General features: G+C 60.9%; 25 protein-coding genes, 1 pseudogene and 1 riboswitch. Of the genes and pseudogenes, 12 read left to right on the top strand and 14 right to left on the bottom strand.

What is annotated here, in order from left to right; genetic code table 11:
• Positions 1-7: 7 nt before the first annotated feature.
• Genes pduP through pduA form a run of 14 tightly spaced genes read right to left on the bottom strand, consistent with a single transcriptional unit; the run spans position 8 to position 10,781 of the window.
• Complete coding sequence (pduP, locus tag KB890_RS19060) at positions 8-1,396, bottom strand: CoA-acylating propionaldehyde dehydrogenase PduP (protein ID WP_004143947.1); 1,389 nt, start codon at positions 1,394-1,396, stop codon at positions 8-10.
• On the bottom strand, positions 1,393-2,409 hold the full coding sequence (gene pduO, locus KB890_RS19065) for a two-domain cob(I)yrinic acid a,c-diamide adenosyltransferase PduO (RefSeq protein WP_004181169.1): 1,017 nt from the start codon (positions 2,407-2,409) through the stop codon (positions 1,393-1,395). Before pduO ends, pduP begins: the two co-directional genes overlap by 4 nt.
• A gap of 10 nt (positions 2,410-2,419) precedes the next feature.
• The gene (locus KB890_RS19070) at positions 2,420-2,695 is read right to left on the bottom strand and encodes a EutN/CcmL family microcompartment protein (RefSeq protein ID WP_002915814.1); all 276 of its coding nucleotides are present in this window, start codon (positions 2,693-2,695) and stop codon (positions 2,420-2,422) included.
• Positions 2,696-2,698: 3 nt separating this feature from the next.
• Positions 2,699-3,190 (bottom strand): microcompartment protein PduM, encoded by a 492-nt coding sequence (gene pduM, locus KB890_RS19075; protein ID WP_004181168.1) that lies wholly within the window; start codon positions 3,188-3,190, stop codon positions 2,699-2,701.
• Positions 3,187-3,819, bottom strand: coding sequence for a phosphate propanoyltransferase (locus KB890_RS19080; protein ID WP_004181167.1), 633 nt, complete (start codon positions 3,817-3,819; stop codon positions 3,187-3,189). Before KB890_RS19080 ends, pduM begins: the two co-directional genes overlap by 4 nt.
• Positions 3,819-4,265, bottom strand: coding sequence for a BMC domain-containing protein (locus KB890_RS19085; protein ID WP_004181166.1), 447 nt, complete (start codon positions 4,263-4,265; stop codon positions 3,819-3,821). The genes KB890_RS19080 and KB890_RS19085 overlap by 1 nt, the downstream gene beginning before the upstream one ends.
• A 21-nt stretch (positions 4,266-4,286) precedes the next feature.
• Positions 4,287-4,562 (bottom strand): propanediol utilization microcompartment protein PduJ, encoded by a 276-nt coding sequence (gene pduJ / locus KB890_RS19090; RefSeq protein WP_002915806.1) that lies wholly within the window; start codon positions 4,560-4,562, stop codon positions 4,287-4,289.
• Between the two features lie 18 nt (positions 4,563-4,580).
• On the bottom strand, positions 4,581-4,931 hold the full coding sequence (locus KB890_RS19095; RefSeq protein ID WP_002915803.1) for a glycerol dehydratase reactivase beta/small subunit family protein: 351 nt from the start codon (positions 4,929-4,931) through the stop codon (positions 4,581-4,583).
• Positions 4,921-6,753 (bottom strand): diol dehydratase reactivase subunit alpha, encoded by a 1,833-nt coding sequence (locus tag KB890_RS19100; protein ID WP_004149610.1) that lies wholly within the window; start codon positions 6,751-6,753, stop codon positions 4,921-4,923. The genes KB890_RS19095 and KB890_RS19100 overlap by 11 nt, the downstream gene beginning before the upstream one ends.
• A gap of 12 nt (positions 6,754-6,765) precedes the next feature.
• The gene (gene pduE / locus KB890_RS19105) at positions 6,766-7,290 is read right to left on the bottom strand and encodes a propanediol dehydratase small subunit PduE (RefSeq protein WP_002915750.1); all 525 of its coding nucleotides are present in this window, start codon (positions 7,288-7,290) and stop codon (positions 6,766-6,768) included.
• A 14-nt stretch (positions 7,291-7,304) separates the two neighbouring features.
• Entirely contained in the window at positions 7,305-7,994 is a 690-nt protein-coding gene (pduD, locus tag KB890_RS19110) for a propanediol dehydratase medium subunit PduD (RefSeq protein WP_022631424.1), read from the bottom strand.
• 10 nt (positions 7,995-8,004) lie between these two features.
• The gene (gene pduC / locus KB890_RS19115; protein WP_020325071.1) at positions 8,005-9,669 is read right to left on the bottom strand and encodes a propanediol dehydratase large subunit PduC; all 1,665 of its coding nucleotides are present in this window, start codon (positions 9,667-9,669) and stop codon (positions 8,005-8,007) included.
• Between the two features lie 18 nt (positions 9,670-9,687).
• Positions 9,688-10,500: a propanediol utilization microcompartment protein PduB gene (gene pduB, locus KB890_RS19120; protein ID WP_004181165.1), complete on the bottom strand. Its 813-nt coding sequence runs from the start codon at positions 10,498-10,500 to the stop codon at positions 9,688-9,690.
• Entirely contained in the window at positions 10,497-10,781 is a 285-nt protein-coding gene (pduA, locus tag KB890_RS19125) for a propanediol utilization microcompartment protein PduA (protein WP_002915737.1), read from the bottom strand. The genes pduB and pduA overlap by 4 nt, the downstream gene beginning before the upstream one ends.
• A 523-nt stretch (positions 10,782-11,304) precedes the next feature.
• On the opposite strand from pduA, the gene pduF reads away from it, so the two are divergent.
• From pduF to KB890_RS19185, 12 genes and pseudogenes are all read left to right on the top strand, one after another.
• Positions 11,305-12,114, top strand: a complete 810-nt coding sequence (pduF, locus tag KB890_RS19130; protein WP_002915732.1) for a propanediol diffusion facilitator PduF — start codon at positions 11,305-11,307, stop codon at positions 12,112-12,114.
• A 203-nt stretch (positions 12,115-12,317) separates the two neighbouring features.
• On the top strand, positions 12,318-13,229 hold the full coding sequence (gene pocR, locus KB890_RS19135) for a transcriptional regulator PocR (RefSeq protein ID WP_004181164.1): 912 nt from the start codon (positions 12,318-12,320) through the stop codon (positions 13,227-13,229).
• A gap of 281 nt (positions 13,230-13,510) precedes the next feature.
• Positions 13,511-13,689: riboswitch (cobalamin riboswitch) on the top strand.
• A gap of 92 nt (positions 13,690-13,781) precedes the next feature.
• The gene (locus KB890_RS19140) at positions 13,782-15,158 is read left to right on the top strand and encodes a cobyrinate a,c-diamide synthase (protein WP_004181163.1); all 1,377 of its coding nucleotides are present in this window, start codon (positions 13,782-13,784) and stop codon (positions 15,156-15,158) included.
• Positions 15,155-16,114, top strand: coding sequence for an adenosylcobinamide-phosphate synthase CbiB (gene cbiB, locus KB890_RS19145; protein ID WP_004181162.1), 960 nt, complete (start codon positions 15,155-15,157; stop codon positions 16,112-16,114). The genes KB890_RS19140 and cbiB overlap by 4 nt, the downstream gene beginning before the upstream one ends.
• A gap of 10 nt (positions 16,115-16,124) precedes the next feature.
• A complete protein-coding gene (locus KB890_RS19150) occupies positions 16,125-16,760 on the top strand; it encodes a cobalt-precorrin-8 methylmutase (RefSeq protein ID WP_004181161.1) in 636 nt (211 codons plus the stop codon).
• Positions 16,757-17,896, top strand: coding sequence for a cobalt-precorrin-5B (C(1))-methyltransferase CbiD (cbiD, locus tag KB890_RS19155; RefSeq protein WP_004181160.1), 1,140 nt, complete (start codon positions 16,757-16,759; stop codon positions 17,894-17,896). The genes KB890_RS19150 and cbiD overlap by 4 nt, the downstream gene beginning before the upstream one ends.
• Positions 17,890-18,495: a cobalt-precorrin-7 (C(5))-methyltransferase gene (locus KB890_RS19160; RefSeq protein WP_004174583.1), complete on the top strand. Its 606-nt coding sequence runs from the start codon at positions 17,890-17,892 to the stop codon at positions 18,493-18,495. The genes cbiD and KB890_RS19160 overlap by 7 nt, the downstream gene beginning before the upstream one ends.
• Positions 18,485-19,054, top strand: coding sequence for a decarboxylating cobalt-precorrin-6B (C(15))-methyltransferase (locus KB890_RS19165; RefSeq protein ID WP_002915684.1), 570 nt, complete (start codon positions 18,485-18,487; stop codon positions 19,052-19,054). The genes KB890_RS19160 and KB890_RS19165 overlap by 11 nt, the downstream gene beginning before the upstream one ends.
• Entirely contained in the window at positions 19,047-19,820 is a 774-nt protein-coding gene (locus KB890_RS19170; protein ID WP_004149602.1) for a cobalt-precorrin-4 methyltransferase, read from the top strand. Before KB890_RS19165 ends, KB890_RS19170 begins: the two co-directional genes overlap by 8 nt.
• Positions 19,801-20,856: pseudogene (gene cbiG, locus KB890_RS19175) on the top strand (cobalt-precorrin 5A hydrolase). Before KB890_RS19170 ends, cbiG begins: the two are co-directional and overlap by 20 nt.
• The gene (locus KB890_RS19180) at positions 20,856-21,581 is read left to right on the top strand and encodes a precorrin-3B C(17)-methyltransferase (RefSeq protein ID WP_004143930.1); all 726 of its coding nucleotides are present in this window, start codon (positions 20,856-20,858) and stop codon (positions 21,579-21,581) included. Before cbiG ends, KB890_RS19180 begins: the two are co-directional and overlap by 1 nt.
• Positions 21,578-22,363, top strand: a complete 786-nt coding sequence (locus KB890_RS19185) for a cobalt-precorrin-6A reductase (protein ID WP_002915627.1) — start codon at positions 21,578-21,580, stop codon at positions 22,361-22,363. The genes KB890_RS19180 and KB890_RS19185 overlap by 4 nt, the downstream gene beginning before the upstream one ends.
• Positions 22,364-22,372: the final 9 nt, after the last annotated feature.

A 22,372-nucleotide genomic window follows, 5' to 3' on the forward strand; every position in this document is an offset into this window, starting at 1 on the left:
CCCCCGGTTAGCGAATGGAAAAACCGTTGGTCAACACGCAGCGCCGCAGGCGGGCGAACGTCCGCGCGGAGGTGGTGCCTTCTCCGGTTGGCGTGGCGATGGTGAAGGTGGTAAACCCTTCGCCGCCGACGCCGATTCCCGCGTAAGACGGGCCATTTTTGACAAAAATGGAGGTCTGCAGCGTGCGTGCCGCCAGATTGAGCCGCGAGACATTCTGCGAGTGCATAATGGCGGTGTGGTGCAGACCCTCCTCAACGCGCAGGGCCAGCGCCAGGGCGCTGTCAAAGTCGGCGACCCTGACGATCGGCAGCACCGGCATCAGCTGCTCGCAGGTCACCCAGGGGTCGTTCGCCTCCACCTCGGCTATCAGCAGGCGAGGGGGGCGAGGCGGAACGGCGAGACCCGCCGCCGCCAGCAGCGCAGCCGGGCTTTTACCGACCAGTTTTTTATTCGCCGCGCCGTCGGGCAGGCAGACGGCACGCAGGGTATCGGCCTCCTGTCGGCTCAACAGCAGCGCGTCAAAATCCTGCATCTGCTGGATCAGGCGGTCAGCGACGGAGGCGACGACGATCAGGCTTTTTTCGGCGATACAGGGCAGGTTGTAATCGAAGGCGGCGCCGCTGATAATATCTTCGGCGGCTTTGACGAGATCGGCGGTTTCATCAACGATGCACGGCGGATTGCCGGCGCCAGCGCCGATCACTTTTTTACCGCTTTTCATGCCCATCGCCACAATGCCAGGGCCGCCGGTGATAGCCAGAACGGCAATCAGCGGGTGGGACATCATTTGCTGGGTGGCTTCAAAGGTCGGCTCGGCAACGGTCACCACCAGGTTACGGATCCCGCTGCAGCGGTAGGCGATCTCTTCGATCCTGGCGATAAGCTTCAACGAGACCTTTTTCGCGCCGGGATGGGGGCTGAAATAGACGCTGTTACCCGCCGCCAGCATGCTGATACTGTTGTTGATAATGGTTTCCGTTGGGTTGGTGCTGGGCGCCACGGCGCCAATAACCCCGAACGGCGAGTACTCAAACAGCACCATCCCGCCATCGCCGGTGAGGGCGCTGGTAGTGAGATCCTCTATGCCCGGCGTGTTTTCAAGAGCGGCTTTATTTTTCAGATATTTATCTTCTTTGTTGCCCATGCCGGTTTCCGTGGCGCTCTCTTCCGCCAGCGTCGCCAGCTCGGGGGCCAGCGTCTCCCGCAGGGCGCTGATAATGGCGCTGCGGGTTTTTAGCGGACACTGCTGATAGCGGAGAAAAGCCTGATGAGCGGCGTCGATGGCGCTGCCGACATCGCAGAAAATGCCCTGCTCTTGCTGAGGGGCAGGGGGCGTCGGCGCGAGCTTTTCACTGAGGATGGTGCGGATAAGGGTTTCCAGTTCTGCTGTATTCATTGATGAGTTCTCACGTTAATGGCCGCCATGGCAGCCTGTGCAATAGCCATATCCTGCTCGACGCTGCCGCCGCTAATGCCGATGCCGGCTATTAGCTGGCCATCGCGCCACAGCGGATATCCGCCGCCAAAGGTGACGACTTTGCCCTGCAGATGGCTCTCCAGACCGTACAGCGCAGCGCCTGGCTGTACGGTCGTCGCGAGCTCGTGGGTGGCGGTTTTCATGGCGACGGCGGTCCAGGCTTTTTTCGGCGCCAGCTCGCTGCTGACCAGCAGCGCATCGGGCATTCGCCAGGTCACGGTTTCGGTGCCGTGTGCGTCAACGATGCTGACCACCACCGGCACCTGCAGCTGGCGGGCGTGTTCAATGGCCTGACGGATGAGCTGATGCAGCTCGTGAAAGGAGAGCGACCCGGCCTGGGCTTTGGGCGCGTCGGGCGCAGGCGACCCGCTGGCGGCCAGATAGCGGGCCGCGATCTCCGTCACAAGGCGGCGCTGGTGAGCGGCATGATCCTCGCTGCGCGCCAGGGCATACAGGCAGTCAGATAAGCGGTTCAGATAACGCAGCAGTATCTGACGGATAGTAACCTCTGCCGCCAGCTCGACCAGCCGGCGCTCCGCCCGTCTGGCAACGGTGCGGGCCAGGTGCAGACGGCTGGCGGCTTCACAGCGTCCGGGCAATACAAACTGGTGCAGCGCCGGCACGCGGGCCATCTCGCGATCGATGGTCTGCTCCAGCAGGGCAATCTCTTCGCTGCTGATATAGCGCTTACCCGGTGATGGCTGTTCGCTGTCGCTGGCGAGCTCCGCGCTGAACCAAAAAATGTGCTGCTGCAGGGCTTCGAGCAGGGTGCGCTGTTCCTCTTCAGCGACGGCGCAGACGCACAGGCTCAGCATAGCGTTCAGTTCATCCAGGGTGCCGTAGGCTTCGACGCGCGGATGCGTCTTGCTGACCCGCTGGCCGGTAAAGAGTGATGTACTGCCGGCATCGCCGGTTCGGGTATAGATAGCCACAGGCGCCCCCTTAGCGTGAAAGTGAGTCAACAATGCCCACGACGGCAAGATCGATGGCCTCATTCGGGCCGCTGAAAACGTGGCGTGCGCTCGAGCCGCTGCAGAGCAGCACCAGCTCGCCGACGCCAGCGCCAACCGAATCTACCGCCACTTCATCGCCGCTCGTGGGGAGAATCGGACGATCGTCGTCCGCGCTTACCCGGCGCACCAGCAGCAGTTTTTTGCCGTTCAGAGAGGGCGATTTTTGCGTCGAGACGACGGCGCCGGTCACGCGTGCCAGATGCATAGTTCACTCCTGCTTAATCAATTGAACATGCCGCGCGACGGCCGCTTCGCGGGCGAGGGCGGTGATAATGGGGCGGCGGCGCAGCACCAGATAGCCGCCACTGAAACGGGCTACGTCGGCATAGGTGAGCACCGACGCGGCGTGAAGCCTGACGGGCTGGCCAAGCGGGTCGCTGAACGTCAGCGGCAAGCGGGCGAGTTTTTTTACCGCCAGCGCGGGGAGCAGGGCGGGAAGCAGCGTTAGCTGTACCCGAACGCCCCAGGCCATCGCCTCATGCAGTGCGCAACCGGCTGCCGCCAGCGCACGCTGGCCGGCAAGCTGCTCCAGCAGCGGTAAATCCACCTGCACGATGCGCAGCGAAGCGTGCTGGCACAGCAGGCTGCGGATATCCGCTTCGCCGAGCTGGGCCACGCTGAGCGTGGCCGTGCTGAGGGCGCGACGGCGCAGACGGGCGGCGACCTCTTCGACGATACGCTGCAGCATCGCGTGGTTCATGGCTTCGTCACCAGCGTTGCCCAGGCTTGCGCAGCGTCAGCGCCTGCCGCATTGGCCTCGTCAGTATCGATGTGCATCTCAAGACGCATATCCGGGGCAACGCGGACCGCCACGTTGTCGAAGATAAGCCGCCTGTCGCTGCCTTCGATCGCCACCGCGACGCTATCGCCATGGGAGACGCGCAGGATCAACGCATCAAGTGGCGACATATGAATATGTCGCTGGGCAACAATCGTCCCGCCGCTCAGCTGCAGTTCGGCAAAGGGGCTTATCAGGCGGATCCCCGGCGTGCCCTGCAGATTGCCGGACATGCGCAGCGGCGCGGCGATACCGAGGATCCGGGCGTCGGTGCGTGAGATTTCCACCTGGCTGGTCTGGCGCAAAGGGCCGAGCAGGCGCACGTTGTTTAATCGCCCTTTGGGGCCAACCAGGGTCACCGTCTGCTCTGCAGCATATTGTCCCGGCTGCAGCAGCGCTTTTTTCGGCTGGATGGGCTGCGCGGGAAAAAGCCTGGCATAGTCAGCCGCCGCTAAATGGATATGGCGACTGGAGATACCGATTGGAATGGGACGCTGGCGCATCTCATCCAGCACTTTGTTGACTGTCGAAGCCAGCTGTTGTTTATCCATTACGCGTCACCTCGTTTACCGGCGTGCAGGCACTGCGAGCGGGGATCGCCTTTTTGTCGTGGGCAGTGTGGGTCCAGGCACAGGTTGCAGGTTACCCGCTCCGTAGAGTGGGAAGGGGCGTCTGTGAGGGCCGTGTTCTCCTCCGTCACGGCGACTTCAGGCGCTGGTGAAGGCGCCTGGACGCGGGCCGGCAGCAGGCCTTCCCCGGGCCTGGCGATAACCTTCTGCGCTACCAGCCCCTGCTGCCGTTCGGCGAGTTCGGCCCCGGTCATCACCGCCGCCTGGACAGAGGCCACATCACCGGCGATCTTCACCACCATCCAGCCGGAACCGTTGGTCTTTTCCAGGGCGAGCAGCGTGATGGCGGCCGCTTTCGCCATAGCGTCGGCGCAGGTGATGGCCAGGGCCAGACCGCTGACCTCAAGTAATCCCAGTGATTGCTTCACGCGGTGCTCCTTTTTTGAGGGTCAGACGGATTTCGGCAGAATGGCCTCAACATCGCTATGCGGGCGCGGGATCACATGGCTGGACTTGACCTCGCCGACCACGCTGGCCGCCGCGCTGCCGGCGTCAACGGCGGCTTTGACCGCGCCGACGTCTCCGCGGACCATCACGGTAATCAGCCCGGAGCCAATTTTTTCGTAACCAATCAACTGCACGTTGGCGGATTTCACCATTGCATCAGCGGCTTCAATGGCGCCAACCAGGCCTTTCGTTTCAACCAGTCCTAGTGCGTTATTCATACTGCGTTCTCCTGTGGATTAAGCATGGCGATCCCGAAATGGGATCCCTTTGACGAGACGAGCCGCATTGTTGCCAGTGTTTCGCCGGGCCAGCCTGTTCTGGTGATACATCAGCGAAAACAGCGGAGTTGATGCGGGTAAATTTTTGTAGTGCACGATGAGCCGTTCCCGGTCGCAGGCGATGCCTACCTGCAGCGGCGAACGCTGCGCCGCCTGCCAGGCGTGATGGATAAGATCGCCGCCGGTCTGCGGCTGCAGAACAAAAGGAATGCCTTCCTCTTCAATGCCCAGCAGGACATCGCGCCACTGTTCGCTGCATTCGTCAGTGACGGCAATGACGATGGCGGGGGCGACTACGCTACTCTCCATGTGTGCCTCCTTTTTGCCAGGAAAGGAGTAATCCGCTGGCGACCGCATTGCGTGGGCCTTCACAGCCGCGGATATTGCCGCGCCCGGCAACCAGCCGGTAGTGCGCCAGCGCGTCGGTGACCAGCTGGGGGATCTCGAAATCGAGGGACGAGCCGCCCACCAGCACCACGAACGGGATGTCGCGAATGTTGCCGGTAGGGCTCACCTGGCGTAACGCTCGCAGGGCGTTGGTGACAAAGACGCGTGATTTGGCGCTACGGCGAATGGCGCGCACTTTCTCCAGCGGCAGATCGCCGGGCAGGGGAACCAGTTCATCCGGTTTCACCACGCAGACGCGGGCAAATACCGTCGGTGGTAAGGCCGACGGAAAAAACTGGACGCTGCCGTCTTCATGACGCAGATGAAACAGGCTTTCGACTTTTGCCAGCGGATATTTTTTGATCTCTTCCGCCAGGTAGCGGTCCTCAAGCCCCAGCTCGCGGGCGATGATCATCGTGACCATATCGCCGGCGCCGGCCAGGTGAGTGGCGCTGATCTCTCCCTGCGCATTGATAATGGAGGCGTCGGTCGACCCGGCGCCCAGATCGAGGATCGCCAGCGGGCGCGTGGTGCCGGGAGTGGTGAGCGCCCCAAGAATGGCCGCCTCCGCTTCGGCGCCGCCCACCTGAACCGCAATCTGCAGTTTGTGCTCAATTTCACGGGCGATGAGGGCCATCTGCAGGCGATCCGACTTGACCATCGAGGCGATACCCACCGCCTGCTCCAGCGAGAACTCTCCCGCAAGACCGCCGGTCACGCTGACTGGCACCGCCGTATCAACGGCCAGCAGATCCTGAATGCGGATCTCCTGAGCTGGCTTATTGGTAAGCTCCGCCATGGTCTGGCGCACGTGCTCAAGCATGCCGCCGATATTGGTGCCCGCTTCTCCCGCGACGTTGTCCAGTTTGCCGCAGCCGTCAACCGCTTTCATGATGGCTTCCGCCCCGGCGGCCACATCAACCTGTACGCTGCGCCCCTGAGCGATGAGCAGCAGATTACCTGCCGGAATAGCGCGGGCCTTGACGTCGCCGGAGGGGGTTTTCACCACCACGGCCGAGCGGTTGCCAATCAGCGCCCGCGCCATTGGCACGATATTTTTGGTCTCCTCGGCGTTGAGATCGAAAACGGTCGCAATACCGTAGGGGTTGGAGAGCGTTTCGATGATCTTACCGGGTAAAGCGACCTCGACGGCCGCCAGCATGCCAAGTGGAATCCGGTCGATATGCTGAACTTCGTCGATCACCGGTAGCGGTTGCTGTAGCCGGTTATTGACCAGCACGCCGTCATCCTGCTGCAAAATAATGCCGGTTATCTGATAGCCCGCTGCCGTTGCCGCATTGACCATCGCGGCGACATCGGCAAAGTCAAAGGCCGAGGAGACCACCAGAATATAGGGAGTGCCCGCGGAGCAGGACAGCAGCGCCTCTGGTGTGATGGTGATGCCGACCCCCAGTCCGACGCCGCCGGGTGTCTTCGGGTTATGGCCGATCATGGTGGACTCGGTGATGATGGTTTCCGTGATGGTTTCCATCGCCACATCGCCAATGACCGGCGTGGCTTCGTTAATGCGAATAAGCGAAATATCGCTGAGCTGAATGCCGGCCGCTTTTGCCGCCTGCGTTAGCGCCTCCTGGATACCGAACACATTTCGTAATGTGCCTTTTATACCCGTGGTTTCAGCCAACGCGCTGTGGCGAATGTTCAGCACACCTGCGTCATCGACCGTCGCCAGGGCGACTTCTGTCGAGGAGTTGCCAATATCAATGCCAGCGATATAGCGCATGCTTACCCCCTGTTAATCGTCGCCTTTGAGTTTCTTACGCTCGATGTACAGCCCGGCCGCTTCCCGAACAAAGGCGGCACAGAGTCGTGCCTGGTAGCGATGCTCGAGGTCATCAGCGATCGCCAGTAGCTCCGCCTGGGTGGAACGGTATGGGCGCAGGGCGTTGTAGATCTCAAGGATCCGGTCGTCGGGAACCGCGGTGAGCTCTGCGGCCCGCTCAAAGTTCATCGCCAGCCGATCGCGTCCGGCATCCTGGGCGATCGCCGCCTGCATACGCAGCGTTTCCGGAGTGATGCGCATGTCCTGCGCCGTAACGCGATCGCTTAATACGTTCTCCAGCGTCAGGTCATCGAGCGTTTTATTGGTAGCGGTTTTGACCCACTCCGGATGGCGGGTCGCTAACGGGTAGTCGCTAACTTTTGGCTGGCGAACGGTGTCGTTTGTCGGCGCGGCTGGCGCGGGCGTTATCCCGTCCTGTAGGCTGTTCATCCGGCTCAGCACGTCGCGTACCATGGATTCAATTGCGTCGGTATTCATCGGGATATCCTTTGTTAAAGCGCCACGCGCAGTTCCTGCGGGTTTTTGCCCGTCACCACGTATTTGGTCTCTTTAATGTGCAAAATGGCCGACTTCGCCTGGTATTTGGGACGAGCCATCTGATCGTTAAGCGTCGGCACCGGCTGCGGCGACTCGCGTTTGGCGTAGCGCGCGGCGTTTTTGCCAATCTGACGGTAGGTTTCCAGCGTCAGCAGCGGCGCCTGCGGGAAGAGTTCCAGATTGGAAAGCGGCGGCAGGCCGCGCTGGTGGATGACGGTGGTGCCTTTCGACTGAATACCGATCGAGATGCCGGAGCCGCTCAGGCGGTTGCCTTCCACTGCCACGAAGGCGACGTCAGAAGACTTAAAGCAGCGGATCACCCGGGCTTTGATGCCTTCTTCCTCAATGCCGGCGATCACTTCGCGCAGAATATTTTTATGCGGAATGCCGACGATATTGGCGGTTTGCGCCAGACCAAACGCTGGCCCGACGGCAATAATGACTTCATCCTGCTGCGTGCTGGGTTTGGCTTCGCCGATTTCCGTCAGGAAGCTGTCGCCGGACACAGGCGCAACGGCGACCGGCGCGGCAGAGGCGACAGAAGCCGCAGGCGCGCTAAAGGAGACCGGCTTATCTGCGCCTGATTTCATCTCCACCAGCACCTCTTCGATAATCTGGCGCAGCAGCGTTTCGTTAATTTCCATTTTTCACCCCTTAGCCAAGTTCATTGGGATCGAGCGCGCCCGGGATATTTTTAATCTCTTCCCAGCGCTCGCCTTGCAGGCGGTAGCCTGTTGCCGGACCGGCATAATCGTTCACGTCATTCACGGCCGAGAGCACCTGGCCCTCGCCAACAATGATGGCGGAGGTATGCAGGTAGTCGCCGGTGAGCTTGGCTTTCTGAATATTGAGCATGTCCTGGGCGACATCGGGGAAGCCGCCTTTCGCCAGGGCTTTCACCACCTCCAGGCCGTTGCGGTTCTTGTTGATGATCTCCTGAGCAAACTTGATGTCCTCGACGATATTGCGCTCAGGCATATCTTTTGAACCGTGGGCGTAGGTGGCGGCTTCTACTTCTTCATCCGTAATAGGCGGCAAACCCATGCCGGCAAATACCGCCTGCAGCGCGCGGGCGGCTTTGTTGCGAATGGCGATCACGTCCTCTTCACGCACCGGCCGCAGGCCGCCATCGACCTTCAGGTCGCGCTGGATCACGTTGTAGTCATCGAAGTCTTCGGCATCTTCGTTGGAACCGGCGAACATGTTGTCGTAGTTCGGCACCGCCGAGTAACCGGAGGAGATGAAGTCGGTGCCTGGCAGGAACTGCATCAGCAGACGCGCGGTACGCCGCATATCCGAGTGGGTAAAGGTTTGATCGTTGCTGGAGGCGCACTCCAGATCCAGCGCTGAGCAGATCAGGTTTTCCGCCAGTACGGCGCGGATCCCGGACGGCACGGCGGACGGTACGCCGATACAGCTGACGGAGCCATTCTGCAGGCCTTGCACCCCGGCGGCTTTGGTGATGTAGATGCAGCGCGCTTCGAGATAAAGCATCGATTTGCCTTCGGCATAGCCCATCTGTACTTCAGAACCGGAACCGGAGGTAAAGCGCATTTTCAGGCCGCGCGAGGCGTAGGAGGAGGCGAGGAAGCCTTTCGACCACGGGGTGTCATCGCCATCGGTAAACACCGGTTCCGTACCGTACACCGAAATGGTTTCGGCATAGCAGGTGTGGCCCAGCATACCCAGTTTCAGCTCGGTGGCTTCTTCCAGCGAACACTGGGTGAGGACGCCGGGACGGCCAACCTGTGAACCGACCAGCAGGGCGATGGCGTTGAACGGCGCGTAGCGCGCCACGGCGACGGTGGTCTCCTGCTCGTCAAAGCCGCGCCATGCGCCTTCAGCGGCGTCGGCGGCAATCTGTACCGGATTGTCTTTGATATTAGTGACATGCGCCTGCTGGGACGGCGTGCGGCGGGCGCGCATTTTTTGCATCGCCATCATCATCTCGACCACGTTCATATGCGACACCACTTCCACGATTTTCGCCGGGGTGATCGCGGTAGTGAGCGGCACGATGTCGCTGCGTTTAACGTTCGGGTCGCAGAGCATGTTGGCGAGCTTAACCGAATCCATGGCCATCACTTCTTCGGCCCGGGCGAGATTAATGCCGTAGCGCGCGATAAAGTGGTCAATCAGGTCGAACTGCTCAACCGGTTTACCGTCGAGTTCGGTCACCGCGCCGTTGACGATGCGGATAGAAGGTTTGGGATCGTTAGGACTTTCCATCGCGATAAAGCCCTCTTCAATCCACTCCTTAACGAAACCATCCTGATTCACAGGGCGTTTCGCCAGTGCTTCAAATCTTTTCGATCTCATGAATCAGCCTCGCGGATATTAAATGTAGGAGGGGCGATCGTTTTTCGGTTCGGCGCCCAGCGTCGCCAGTACGGTTTTGCCGATTTCCCGGGCGGAGATCACCGCCTGGCGCACCGCGCCAGAGTCGCCGGAAATCACCAGAATGGCTTCGTTGCTGAAACTGGTGCCGTGGGCCGGTGAGCTGTAAGCCACCACCTCGACGTTGGCTGATTTCAGCGCGGTATCGGCCATCAGCACGCCAACGGACGCCGGGGCGCCGACGATAATGCCGCAGGCGCGGCCCAGTGGGGCGCCGAACGCTTTTTCCAGGGCATAACTGGCGCGCGCGGTATACTGCAGCTCAATATGACCCGCTTCGTTGCCGTAGACATCGCCGAAGGTACGGTCCAGCTCTTTCAGCGCGACCTCAATCCCGCGTTTGACGTCGGAAACATCATTCCCGCCCAGCACAATCAGCGAGCCATGGCCGGCGCCGCCTTTGGTGTCGCGAGGAAGCTCAATGCTGACCACTTCGGTGTTGGTGGCTTTGACCGCTTCATCGGCGGCCATGATGTGCGGCCCGGCGCCGGTGCGGGCGCCGAGGATGCCGATAGAGCGGTAGTGTTTTTCGAGCTTCATCGCCTCCAGCAACGCGGCATCCACGTTGGCGATGACCAGCCCGAGGGTGTCGCCAATGGCGGTCCCGACAAATTCCGTTAAGCTGCAGCTTTTCTCTGCCATAGCCGTCTCTCCTGTGGGATGGGGGGTATCGGGAAGCGCCTGCTGCTCTGGCGTCGCTACACGGGCTATGACTTGCGCCATGATCTGTTCAACCAGCTCATTGCTGCTCATTGGCTATTCCCCTTCGGTAAGATTTTTTCAACATCGGTATGGGGGCGGGGAATGACGTGTACGGCTTTCACTTCGCCCACGTGGCGGGCTGCGGCGGCACCGGCGTCGGTGGCGGCTTTAACTGCCCCCACGTCGCCACGCACGATGACGGTCACCAGGCCTGAACCGATCCTTTCATAGCCAACTAATAAAACGTTGGCCGACTTAACCATTGCGTCAGCGGCCTCTATGGCTGCGGTTAAGCCTTTGGTTTCTACCATTCCTAATGCTTCTTGTTGCATAAAGACCTCGCAGGATATGTGCCAGTGAGGGAACTATATGGCGGAGCGGCGAAAAAGAATGGCTGAGTTGATGGTGGAGAGCGAAAAATAGTGGTTTTTATATAATATAAAATGGATTTATTTTATTTTATATCGTTGTTTTTATTTGATTTTATTGTTTGTATAAATGTGATTATATTGCAGTTCACGCTCCGTATTTACATTTTAAAAGGTGATTTTTTAAATTTTTTTTGCTATGCGATATTTTGCGTGATGTGATATTTGTTGAAAAATAAGCACTGCGCTTTCGCAATTTTTTATCATTTAGTTGGAAATTAAAATACCCCCTGAACGCCCGCCATTGCTGCATGGATTCGCGAACAAATAGCAATAAATTATTCTTCTTCGGCGACTTTACGCCGCCCGATTTCCGCAGGATGCCAACACTTTGCCGCTGCCGGTTTCTATAGTGGGCCTCGCCGTACCCAACGAGCCAGCGGATGGTTGGCTGGCCTGGACACGAACTTCGTCACGAGGTGTCACAATGAATGGTTCTTTACGCGCGCAATGTATCGCCGAGTTTTTAGGCACCGGGCTGTTTCTGTTTTTTGGTATCTGCTGCCTGAGCGCCCTGAAACTGACCGGCGCCAGCCTGGGGCTGTGGGAGATCTGTATTATCTGGGGACTGGGTATTTCTCTGGCGGTGTACCTGACGGCCGGCATTTCGGGGGGACATCTGAACCCCGCGGTCACCGTCGCCCTGTGGCTGTTTGCCTGCTTCCCGGGCAGAAAAGTGGTGCCCTATATCGTGGCTCAGGTCGCCGGCGCGTTTGGCGGCGCCGTGCTGGCCTGGATACTTTACAGCACCCTGTTTACGCAATTTGAAACGGTGCATCATATGGTGCGCGGCAGCCTGGAAAGCCTGCAGCTGGCCAGTATATTCAGCACCTACCCGGCGCCTGAGCTCAGCATCTGGCATGCGGCACTGGTGGAGGTGGTGATCACCTCGATGCTGATGGGGATGATCATGGCGCTCACCGATGATGGCAACGGCGTACCCAAGGGCCCACTGGCGCCGCTGTTGATTGGCATTCTGGTGGCGGTGATCGGCGCCTCGACCGGGCCGCTTACCGGCTTCGCGATGAATCCAGCACGCGATTTTGGCCCGAAATTGTTCACCTGGTTCGCCGGGTGGGGCAATATCGCCATGACCGGGGGAAGAGATATTCCCTATTTTATCGTGCCCATTATCGCACCGTTGTTAGGGGCCTGCCTCGGCGCCGCAATTTATCGTTTTCTTATCGCCAATAATCTGCCCTGTCATACCTGCGTGGAGGAAGAAAATACGCGTTAGCGTCATAAGGGGAATGTATCTGTGAAATAGCCAGGCTAATTTCATGAACCGATATCACGAACCGCTCAAAAAGTCTCCCCGGGTTGGGAGACTTTTGTTATTGTCAATGCACTTTTTTATCGTCGATGGGATCTGATGCTAAAAAAGGTAAATATGAAAAATATGTTTTATTTATAACAAAAAATTAACTGAGGGGTTTTATCATGATTTCTGCGAGTACCCTAAACTCAGAACTCATCAATAAAATCGCACAGGATTTTGCGCAAGCCACCAGTCTGGCGGTTGTGGTCGTCAATATTCACGGTGATGAGATTTCTGAATTGTTTAATTTCACGCCGTTTTGCCAGCTGATGCGTCAGCACCCGGAGCACAGCGGACGCTGTCGCATGAGCGACCGCTGCGGCGGGCTGGAAGCCTCGAAAAAAGACCAGCTGTGTATCTACCGCTGTCATGCGGGGTTAACCGATTTTTCCATCCCGCTGGTGATCGCCGGCCACCTGGTCGGCTTCGTGCTGTGCGGGCAGGTGCGTCTGAGCAATGATGTTGAACTGGTTGATATCTTGAACGTCGATGACCGCTGGCAGGACGATCCGGCGCTGGTCCAGGCGTTTCGCGATGTGCCGGAGATGGACTATTCGCGGGTTATCGCTTCGGCGGATCTGCTGAAGCTGATCGTCGAGAATTGCCTGAAAAAACAGCTCAACTTTGTGGTTATCAAAGATAACCCGTCGCAGAACGACCCGGCGCAGGCCAGCCGGGCGCCCTCGCCGCACGATGGCAAAATGAAGAAGGCGCTGCGCTATATCGACGCGCATCTCTCCGATGAGCTGCGTCTGGAGGATGTGGCGGCGCATGTCTATCTCAGCCCGTACTACTTCAGCAAACTGTTTAAAAAGTATCAGGGGATCGGTTTTAACGCCTGGGTCAATCAGCAGCGGATGGCGAGCGCAAAAGAGCTGCTATGCCACAGCGACTGGAGCATCGCCAGCATCGCGCGGAATTTAGGTTTTTCGCAAACCAGCTATTTTTGCAAAGTGTTTCGCCAGACCTATCAGGTAACGCCGCAGGCATTTCGTCAGCAAATTAATGCCGGATCACAAACTGAGTCTTTTTAAATGACAATATTTTGCTATTGCCGATTTTTGATATCCCCGAGTATCTTCATCAATATAAAATGAAAAAAACGACAGTAGAGCAATAAATTGTCATAGCGCAACAAAATAGTGATATTCGAGGGATAAACTACACCAGTTTTTATTTTTGTGATGAGATAGAGTGTCCGTTAATACGAGACAGCTGATTATCACAACACCGCTTTCCTTCACTGACGTCATTGTGACGAGTGATGAAACGGTAAAAGAAAACATAAAGTAATACCCGTCGATGCAGGGCGCATCGGCGAAACAAACCGACAGGTTCGACACCAGTTTGGTGTCAGGGAAGGGGGTGTAAATCCCCCGCAGCCCCCGCTGCTGTGATGCTGACGACCCCGCAAAAACCACTGATCGAAAGATTGGGAAGGGCGGGCGAGAACGAGGCTAAGCCAGAAGACCTGCCTGCCGGTAACTGACCAACAACTTCGGTGGGAAGTGGGTGGCTTAGCGGTGCGTGGTCGCAGGACCAGGCATGCGTGTAGCTATACCCTGACCGCCAGAACAGGACAGGGTATGGCAACCAGGCGTGCGTTCATTCTTGCGGGTACCGGCAGCGGTTGTGGCAAAACCACCGTTACGCTCGGCCTGCTCAGCTTGCTCCAACAGCGCGGTATGCGGGTGCAACCCTGTAAAGTAGGGCCTGACTACCTGGATACCGCCTGGCACACCGCCATCAGCGGCATCGCTTCCCGCAATCTCGACAGCTTTATGCTTCCCGCCCCGATACTCAACGCGCTGTTTACCGAACAGCTACAGCAGGCCGACATCGCGGTTATCGAAGGGGTGATGGGCCTGTATGACGGCTACGGCACCGACCCTAACTACTGCAGCAGCGCGGCAATGGCTAAGCAGCTTGGCTGCCCGGTGATTTTGCTGGTGGATGGCAAAGCGGTGTCGACCTCCATCGCCGCCACGGTGATGGGTTTTCAACATTTTGATCCGGCTCTCGACATCGCTGGCGTTATCGTCAATCGGGTCAACAGCGACGCGCACTTCCAGCTGCTGAAAAGCGCCATTGAGCGCTACTGTCAGGTGCCAGTGCTCGGCTATGTGCCGCGCGTGGAAGGCGTGGCGCTGCCCGAACGACATCTGGGACTGGTGACCGCCCGCGAGTCGGTGGTCAATCAGCAGGCATGGCGGGATTTTGCCAGCCTGCTGGGGCGCACCCTCGACATAGACCGGCTGCTGGCCCTCAGCGAACTGGCCGCCATGCCGATCGGCGAGGGGGGAGAACAGCTTGCCGCCGATGCCGGCGAAGGACTGACGCTGGCCCTCGCCGACGATGAGGCCTTCAATTTTTATTACCCCGATAACCTGGCGCTGCTGGCGCGCTGCGGCGTGAAGATGGTGCGCTTTAGCCCACTGCGCGATCGCCAGCTGCCGGCCTGCCAGATGATCTGGCTCGGCGGCGGCTATCCGGAGCTGCATGCGGCCGGGCTATCCGCTAACCACGAGATGCTGACACAGCTTCGCGCGGCGCACCGGCGCGGGGTGGCGATCTACGCCGAGTGCGGCGGCCTGATGTATCTGGGCACGACCCTGGAAGTCACCAGCGGCGAGCGCTACACGATGGCGGATATTATTCCCGGACACAGCCGAATGGGGACGCGTCTGACCCGGTTCGGCTACTGCGAAGCGCAGGCGCGGCAGCAGACGCTGCTGGCAGCCCCTGGCGAGTGGCTGCGCGGCCATGAATTTCATTACTCCGATTTTTCTCCCGCCACCCCCGCCGTACTGGCCTGCCGTAAACAGCGAGACGGTAAGACGCTCCAGCAGTGGCAGGGAGGATGGCAGTCCGGCAGCGCCTTTGCCAGCTATCTCCATGTCCATTTTGCCCAGCGTCCCACCATGCTCAACCACTGGCTGCGGGCAGCAAGGAGGGCGCTATGACCCTTCTCGCCTGGTGTGTAGCCTGGATACTTGATGTCGTCATTGGCGATCCGCCGCACTGGCCGCATCCGGTGCGCTGGATAGGTCGCCTGATCGCCGTCAGCCAGCGTGTAGTGCGACGCGTCTGCCATAGCGACCGGGCGCTGCGCATCGGCGGCGGGGTGATGTGGCTGGTGGTTATCGGCCTGACATGGGGCGTGGCCTGGGGCGTACTGGCGCTGGCGCACGGGATCCACCCCTGGCTTGGATGGCTGGTGGAAGTGTGGATGATCTTCACCGCGCTGGCGGGACGCTGTCTGGCACAGTCGGCGATGGCGGTGGCCCGGCCGCTGCAGGCCGGAGATCTCGCCGAAAGCCGGCATAAGCTCTCCTGGATTGTCGGGCGCGATACCTCTCAGCTCCAGCCAGCGCAGATCAACCGTGCGGTGGTGGAGACCGTGGCGGAGAACACGGTGGATGGCATTATCGCGCCGCTCTTTTTCCTGCTCCTCGGCGGCGCGCCGCTGGCCATGGCCTATAAAGCGGTCAACACCCTCGATTCCATGGTCGGCTATAAACACGAAAAATACCAGGCGATCGGCATGGTCAGCGCTCGTCTTGATGATGTAGCCAACTTCCTTCCCGCCCGGCTGAGCTGGCTGCTGCTCAGCCTTGCCGCGGTGCTATGCCGGGAAGATGGCGCCCGGGCGCTGCGTACGGGCTGGCGCGATCGCTATCAGCACAGCAGTCCTAACTGCGCCTGGCCGGAAGCGACCGTCGCCGGCGCGCTGGGGATCCGCCTTGGCGGCCCGAACGATTACTTCGGCCAGCGCGTTGAAAAGCCCTGGATAGGCGACGCCGTCCGCGACATCGCGGTGGACGATATTTCCCGAACCATTCGATTAATGTGGGTGGCGTCAAGCCTGGCGCTGGCGCTGTTTATCGGCGTGCGCTACTGGCTGGTCGGCGCGGCCTGAGGAGAACCTGATGCAGTACATCCAACAACCGCAGGCGATCGAGGCGAAAAGCTTCGACATCATCAGCGAGATCATCGCCGAAACGCGACCGGACTACCGTTTCGCCAGCCCGCTGCACGAGGCGATTATCAAGCGGGTGATCCACACCACCGCTGACTTCGACTGGCTGGATATTCTGTGGTTTTCTCCGGATGCCCTGATCGCGCTGAGTGAGGCCTTGAGCCGGCCCTGCACGCTGTATACCGATACCACCATGGCGCTGTCCGGGATCAACAAAACCCTGCTGGCCCGCTTTGGCGGCGAATGCCGCTGCTATATCAGCGACCCGCGGGTGGTGCGCGAGGCGCAAAGCCGGGGGATGACCCGCTCGATGGTGGCGGTGGATATTGCGGTGCAGGAGCCCGGGGAGAAAGTGTTCGTCTTCGGCAATGCGCCAACCGCGCTGTTTCGCCTGCTGGAACATCGCGAGACCGCCATCGGCGGCGTGGTGGGGGTGCCGGTCGGGTTCGTCGGCGCGGCGGAGTCGAAAGCGGCGCTCAGCGAGAGCGGCCTGCCGGCCATCGCCGCGCTCGGCCGCAAAGGGGGAAGCAACGTGGCGGCAGCGATTGTGAACGCTCTGCTTTACCACCTACGGGAGGCGCAATGAGCGATCAGACCTTTGACGCCCCGGTGTGGCATCACGGCAAAGCGCTGCGCAAGGGCTACACCACCGGCTCCTGCGCCACAGCGGCGGCAAAAGTGGCGGCGCTGATGGTGATGCGCCAGCATCTGATTCATCAGGTCTCGATCGTCACCCCCTCCGGCGTCACCCTGTGCCTGAACGTTGAGTCCCCGCACGTCGAAGGGCAGCAGGCGGTCGCCGCGATCCGTAAAGACGGCGGCGATGATGTCGACGCCACCCACGGCATGCTGATTTTTGCCCGGGTGATCCTCAATGACAGCGGAGAGATTAGCCTGCAGGGCGGGGAGGGCATCGGCACGGTGACCCGCAAAGGGATCGGCCTGCCGACAGGCAGCCCGGCGATAAACCGCACTCCGCGGCACACCATCGAGACCGCCGTGCGCGAAGCGATAGGTCCTACCCGCGGCGCGCAGGTGGAGATTTTTGCCCCGGAAGGCGCGCTTCGCGCGCAAAAAACCTATAACGCCCGGCTGGGGATCCTCGGCGGCATCTCGATTATCGGCACCACGGGGATCGTTACCCCGATGTCGGAAGAGAGCTGGAAGCGCTCGCTCTCCCTCGAGCTGGAGATAAAACGCGCCGCCGGGCTGGAGCGCGTGGTGCTGGTGCCGGGCAACCACGGTGAGCGCTTTGTCCGCGAGCAGATGGGCATCGACCCGCAGATGGTGGTCACCATGAGCAACTTCGTCGGCTACATGATTGAAGAGGCGGTTCGGCTCGGTTTCCGCCAGATTGTGCTCATTGGCCATCCCGGCAAACTGATCAAAATCGCCGCCGGGATCTTTCATACCCACAGCCATATCGCCGATGCGCGGATGGAAACTCTCGTCGCTCATCTGGCGCTGCTTGGCGCGCCGCTGCCGCTGCTGACGCTGGTCAGCGAGTGCGACACTACCGAAGCGGCAATGGAGCATATCGACGCCTGGGGATACCAGCGCCTCTATAACCATCTGGCTGAGCGAATCTGCCAGCGTGTTCTTGAGATGCTGCGCTTCACTCAGCAACCGCCCACCTGCGACGCGGTTCTGTTTTCTTTTGATAACCAGGTACTGGGCAGCAGCCGTCCGCTGGAGGCGATTGCCCGGGAGCTGACATGTTGACGGTCGTGGGAATGGGCCCGGCGGGGCTGCAGTGGCTGATCCCGGCCGCGCGCGAGGCAATCGCCGCCGCTGAGGCGCTGGTGGGCGGCAGCCGTCATCTCCAGCAGTTTCCCGACTTCGCCGGCGAGCGCTTCGCGCTGGGGGCCGATATGCCGGCGCTGCTGGCGTGGATTGAGGCCCGTACCGGGCGCCGCGTCGTGGTGCTGGCCTCTGGCGACCCGTTGTTCTATGGCATTGGCACCCGGCTGATTGCCCATTTTGGCCGGGAACGAGTGCAGGTGATCCCCGGCATCAGCGCGGTGCAGTACCTCTGCGCCCGGGCGGGCATCGACATGAACGATATGTGGCTGACCAGCAGCCATGGCCGGGCGGTGAGCTTCGATGCGCTGGCCGCCCACCGGAAAGTCGCCATGGTGACCGACGGCCGCTGCGGACCGCGGGAGATAGCCGCCCAGCTGATGGCCCGCGGCAAAGGCCATCGCTGGATGGTGATAGGCGAGAACCTGGCGATGGAAAACGAGCGGATCCACTGGCTGCCGGTCAGCGCCGTGGAGGACGAATATGAGATGAATGCGGTGGTGATCCTCGATGAAAGATGAGCTGTTTTTGCGCGGCGCCCAGGTGCCGATGACCAAAGAGGCCGTGCGCGCGCTGGCGCTGGCGAAGCTGGAGCTGCACCGGGCGCGCCATCTGATTGATATCGGCGCGGGCACCGGCAGCGTCAGCATTGAGGCTGCTCTACAGAACCCGGCGCTGCGGGTGACGGCGATTGAGCGTCAGGCCGACGCGCTGCGCCTGCTGGCGGAGAACCGGCAGCGCTTTGGCTGCGACAACATCGCTATCGTGGCGGGCGTTGCGCCGCTGGCGGTCGCCGACAAAGCCGACGCGATCTTTATGGGGGGCAGCGGCGGCCACCTGACGGCGCTGATCGACTGGTCGCTGGCGCAGCTGCATCCCGGCGGCCGGCTGGTGATGACTTTTATTTTGCAGGAAAACCTTCATAGCGCCCTGGCGCACCTGCGGCAGAGCGGCATCCACGAGGTGGACTGCCAGCAGCTGGCGGTCTCCACCCTGGCTACCCTGGGCAGCGGCCACTACTTCAAACCCCATAATCCCGTTTTTGTCATCGCCTGTCAGAAGGAAGAAAACCATGGCTGAGACTTTTGATCCCCATTGCGTGTGGTTCGTCGGCGCCGGTCCGGGCGATCGCGAACTGATTACTCTCAAAGGCTACCGTCTGCTACAGCAGGCGCAGGTAGTGATCTACGCCGGGTCGCTGATCAACACCGAGCTACTGGCCTACTGTCCGCCACAGGCGGAGTGCCACGACAGCGCCGCGCTGCATCTGGAGCAGATCCTCGACCTGATGGAGGCGGGGGTGAAGGCGGGAAAAACGGTGGTGCGTCTGCAGACGGGCGACGTCTCGCTATATGGCTCGGTGCGCGAGCAGGGCGAAGAGCTGACCCGCCGCGGGATCCGCTGGCAGGTGGTGCCGGGCGTCAGCGCTTTCCTCGGCGCGGCGGCGGAGCTGGGGGTGGAGTACACGGTACCCGAAGTCTCGCAGAGTCTGATTATTACCCGTCTGGAAGGGCGCACGCCGGTTCCCGCGCGCGAACAGCTGGAAGCCTTTGCCAGCCATCAAACCTCGATGGCGATTTACCTGTCGGTGCAACGTATTCACCGGGTGGCGGAGCGGCTGGTGGAGGGCGGCTACCCCGCGACCACCCCGGTCGCGGTGATCTACAAGGCCACCTGGCCGGAAAGCCAGACCGTCCGCGGTACCCTCGCGGACATCGGCGACAAAGTACGCGACGCCGGGATCCGCAAAACGGCGCTGATCCTGGTCGGCCCCTTCCTCGGCGATGAGTATCACTACTCAAAACTGTACGCAGCGGATTTTAGCCATGAATACCGTAAAGCCTGAATCCATTGCCCTGTTTTGCCTGACGCCCGGCGGCGTGCGGCTGGCAAAACGGCTGGCGGCCATGCTGCCGCTTACCTGTTACACCAGCGAAGCGCTGCAGGAAGAGGGGTTTATCCCCTTCAACGGCGGCTTTGCCAGCGCTGCCCGCTAGGCGTTCAGCAGCTTCTCGGCGCTGATTTTTATCGGCGCCACCGGGATTGCCGTGCGGGTGCTGGCCCCGCTGGTGAATGACAAGCTCAGCGACCCGGCGGTGGTGGTGATTGATGAGCGCGCCCGGCACGTCATCAGCTTGCTCTCCGGCCATGCCGGGGGGGCCAATGCGCTAACCCGCTATCTCGCCGGGATGCTCGACGCCGACCCGGTGATCACCACCGCCACCGACGTCAACGAGCTGGCCGCCCTCGACACGCTGGCCTTCCAGCTGAACGCCCGGATGACCGATTTTCGCGCGGCGGTGAAAACCGTTAACCAGATGCTGGTGAGCGGTAAGCGGGTGGGGCTGTGGTGCGACGGCGAATTCACCGGGGCGCTAAGCCGCTGCGACCGGCGCGGGTTTATCCCGGTAAGCAACCTGGCGAGCTTGCCGGCGCTCGACGCCCTGATCTGCGTCACCCTGCGCCGGTCGCTGCCGCCGCTGCCGGTACCTCACTGGAAGCTGGTGCCCCAGCGGGTGGTGGCGGGGATCGGCTGTCGGCGCGACACCCCCTGCGCGCTGCTCAGTACGTTGCTGGATCGCCAGCTTGCCGCTCAGCGTCTTGACCCGCTGGCGCTGAAAGCGATCGGCAGCGTGAGCCTGAAGGCAAACGAGCCGGGGTTGCGCCAGCTGGCTCACCGCTGCCGGGTGCCGTTCGAAACCTTCAGCGCCGAGGCGCTGCGCGAGCACGAGCACCGCTTTCCGGCCTCGTCTTTTGTCCGGGAGACGGTCGGCGTCGGCAGCGTCTCCGGCCCGGTAGCCTGGCTGCTGAGTCAGGGAAACCTGTCCGGCGAAACCCTGCGTGAGCAGGGCGTGACCATTACTTTGGGAGTAACACACTGATGTTAAGCGTAATCGGAATTGGCCCTGGCTCGCAGGCGATGATGACCATGGAAGCCGTGGAGGCCCTGCAGGCGGCAGAGATCGTGGTGGGCTACAAGACCTACACCCACCTGGTAAAAGCCTTTACCGGCGACAAGCAGGTGATCAAAACCGGCATGTGCAAAGAGATTGAGCGCTGCCAGGCGGCCATCGAGCTGGCGCAGGCCGGGCACAACGTTGCGCTGATCAGCAGCGGCGACGCCGGCATCTACGGCATGGCGGGGCTGGTGCTGGAGCTGGTTAATAAGCAGCAGCTGGACATTGAGGTCCGTCTGATCCCAGGGATGACGGCCAGTATCGCCGCCGCCTCGCTGCTCGGCGCGCCGCTGATGCATGATTTCTGCCATATCAGCCTTAGCGATCTGCTGACGCCCTGGCCGGTGATTGAAAAACGCATAGTCGCCGCCGGGGAAGCGGACTTCGTTATCTGTTTCTACAACCCCCGCAGCCGCGGCCGCGAAGGACATCTGGCGCGCGCCTTTGCGCTGCTGGCGGCCAGTAAAAGCGCAGATACGCCGGTCGGCGTAGTCAAATCCGCCGGACGCAAAAAGCAGGAGAAATGGCTGACCACCCTCGGGGAGATGGATTTTGCCCCAGTGGATATGACCAGTCTGGTGATCGTTGGCAACAAAGCGACTTACATCGACAACGGCCTGATGATCACCCCGCGAGGCTACGCGCTGTGAATCACGGCGACGTGCTGGTTATCGGGGGCACCAGCGATGCGCGGGCGATCTGCCAGCAGCTGGACGCCGCCGACGTGCGCTACACCCTGTCGGTGGCGACCCCTACCGGCGAGCGGTTGGCCGGCGATATCCGCGGGCAGATACGCTGCGGGCGTATGGAGTGGCAGCAGATGGCGGAGTGGCTCAGAGCGCAGCGCACCCGCTGGGTGATCGATGCCTCTCACCCCTACGCCGAGGTGGTCAGCCAGAATATTGTGCGCGCCTGCGCCAGCGTCGGGGTTCTGCTCAGCCGCTATCAAAGGCCGGAGCAGCTGAGCGATCTGCGCCATCCGCTACTTCACGTGGTCGGCGATCTGAACGAGGCCTGCGCGGTGGCTCGTCGCCTCGGCGAGCGGATCCTGCTGACCACCGGCAGCAAAGATCTGGCGGCCTGGCGGGCGGGACTGGCGGAGAAAACGCTGCTCGCCCGGGTGCTGCCGGTGCCGGAGGTGGTTCAGCACTGTAGCGATCTGGGGTTTGGCGTCGGGGAGATCTTCGCCCTCTGCGGGCCGTTCAGCGCCGAATTTAACGCCGCCTTTTATCGCCAGTGCCGGGCCGATGTTGTGGTGACGAAAGCCTCGGGGGCGGAAGGAGGCTATCAGGAAAAAGTACAACCCTGTCTTGATGCGGGGATCCCCTGCATCGTCATTACCCGTCCGGCGCCGCTGGTGACGGGCGATGAACTACTGCAAAGCCAGGCCGATTTCACTGCGCGGCTGACGCGCTGGCTGTCGGCGACTTGAGGAAGAGGA

Origin of the sequence: Klebsiella sp. P1954, from assembly GCF_018199955.1 — a bacterium.
Classification (GTDB): Bacteria; Pseudomonadota; Gammaproteobacteria; order Enterobacterales; family Enterobacteriaceae; genus Klebsiella; species Klebsiella pneumoniae.

Coding starts and splice junctions, on each gene's coding strand:
- pduP (WP_004143947.1), bottom strand. CDS start 1,396: ATGAATACAGCAGAACTGGAAACCCTTATCCGCACCATCCTCAGTGAA.
- KB890_RS19070 (WP_002915814.1), bottom strand. CDS start 2,695: ATGCATCTGGCACGCGTGACCGGCGCCGTCGTCTCGACGCAAAAATCG.
- pduM (WP_004181168.1), bottom strand. CDS start 3,190: ATGAACCACGCGATGCTGCAGCGTATCGTCGAAGAGGTCGCCGCCCGT.
- KB890_RS19080 (WP_004181167.1), bottom strand. CDS start 3,819: ATGGATAAACAACAGCTGGCTTCGACAGTCAACAAAGTGCTGGATGAG.
- pduJ (WP_002915806.1), bottom strand. CDS start 4,562: ATGAATAACGCACTAGGACTGGTTGAAACGAAAGGCCTGGTTGGCGCC.
- KB890_RS19095 (WP_002915803.1), bottom strand. CDS start 4,931: ATGGAGAGTAGCGTAGTCGCCCCCGCCATCGTCATTGCCGTCACTGAC.
- KB890_RS19100 (WP_004149610.1), bottom strand. CDS start 6,753: ATGCGCTATATCGCTGGCATTGATATTGGCAACTCCTCGACAGAAGTC.
- pduE (WP_002915750.1), bottom strand. CDS start 7,290: ATGAATACCGACGCAATTGAATCCATGGTACGCGACGTGCTGAGCCGG.
- pduD (WP_022631424.1), bottom strand. CDS start 7,994: ATGGAAATTAACGAAACGCTGCTGCGCCAGATTATCGAAGAGGTGCTG.
- pduC (WP_020325071.1), bottom strand. CDS start 9,669: ATGAGATCGAAAAGATTTGAAGCACTGGCGAAACGCCCTGTGAATCAG.
- pduB (WP_004181165.1), bottom strand. CDS start 10,500: ATGAGCAGCAATGAGCTGGTTGAACAGATCATGGCGCAAGTCATAGCC.
- pduA (WP_002915737.1), bottom strand. CDS start 10,781: ATGCAACAAGAAGCATTAGGAATGGTAGAAACCAAAGGCTTAACCGCA.
- pduF (WP_002915732.1), top strand. CDS start 11,305: ATGAATGGTTCTTTACGCGCGCAATGTATCGCCGAGTTTTTAGGCACC.
- pocR (WP_004181164.1), top strand. CDS start 12,318: ATGATTTCTGCGAGTACCCTAAACTCAGAACTCATCAATAAAATCGCA.
- KB890_RS19140 (WP_004181163.1), top strand. CDS start 13,782: ATGGCAACCAGGCGTGCGTTCATTCTTGCGGGTACCGGCAGCGGTTGT.
- cbiB (WP_004181162.1), top strand. CDS start 15,155: ATGACCCTTCTCGCCTGGTGTGTAGCCTGGATACTTGATGTCGTCATT.
- KB890_RS19150 (WP_004181161.1), top strand. CDS start 16,125: ATGCAGTACATCCAACAACCGCAGGCGATCGAGGCGAAAAGCTTCGAC.
- cbiD (WP_004181160.1), top strand. CDS start 16,757: ATGAGCGATCAGACCTTTGACGCCCCGGTGTGGCATCACGGCAAAGCG.
- KB890_RS19160 (WP_004174583.1), top strand. CDS start 17,890: ATGTTGACGGTCGTGGGAATGGGCCCGGCGGGGCTGCAGTGGCTGATC.
- KB890_RS19165 (WP_002915684.1), top strand. CDS start 18,485: ATGAAAGATGAGCTGTTTTTGCGCGGCGCCCAGGTGCCGATGACCAAA.
- KB890_RS19170 (WP_004149602.1), top strand. CDS start 19,047: ATGGCTGAGACTTTTGATCCCCATTGCGTGTGGTTCGTCGGCGCCGGT.
- KB890_RS19180 (WP_004143930.1), top strand. CDS start 20,856: ATGTTAAGCGTAATCGGAATTGGCCCTGGCTCGCAGGCGATGATGACC.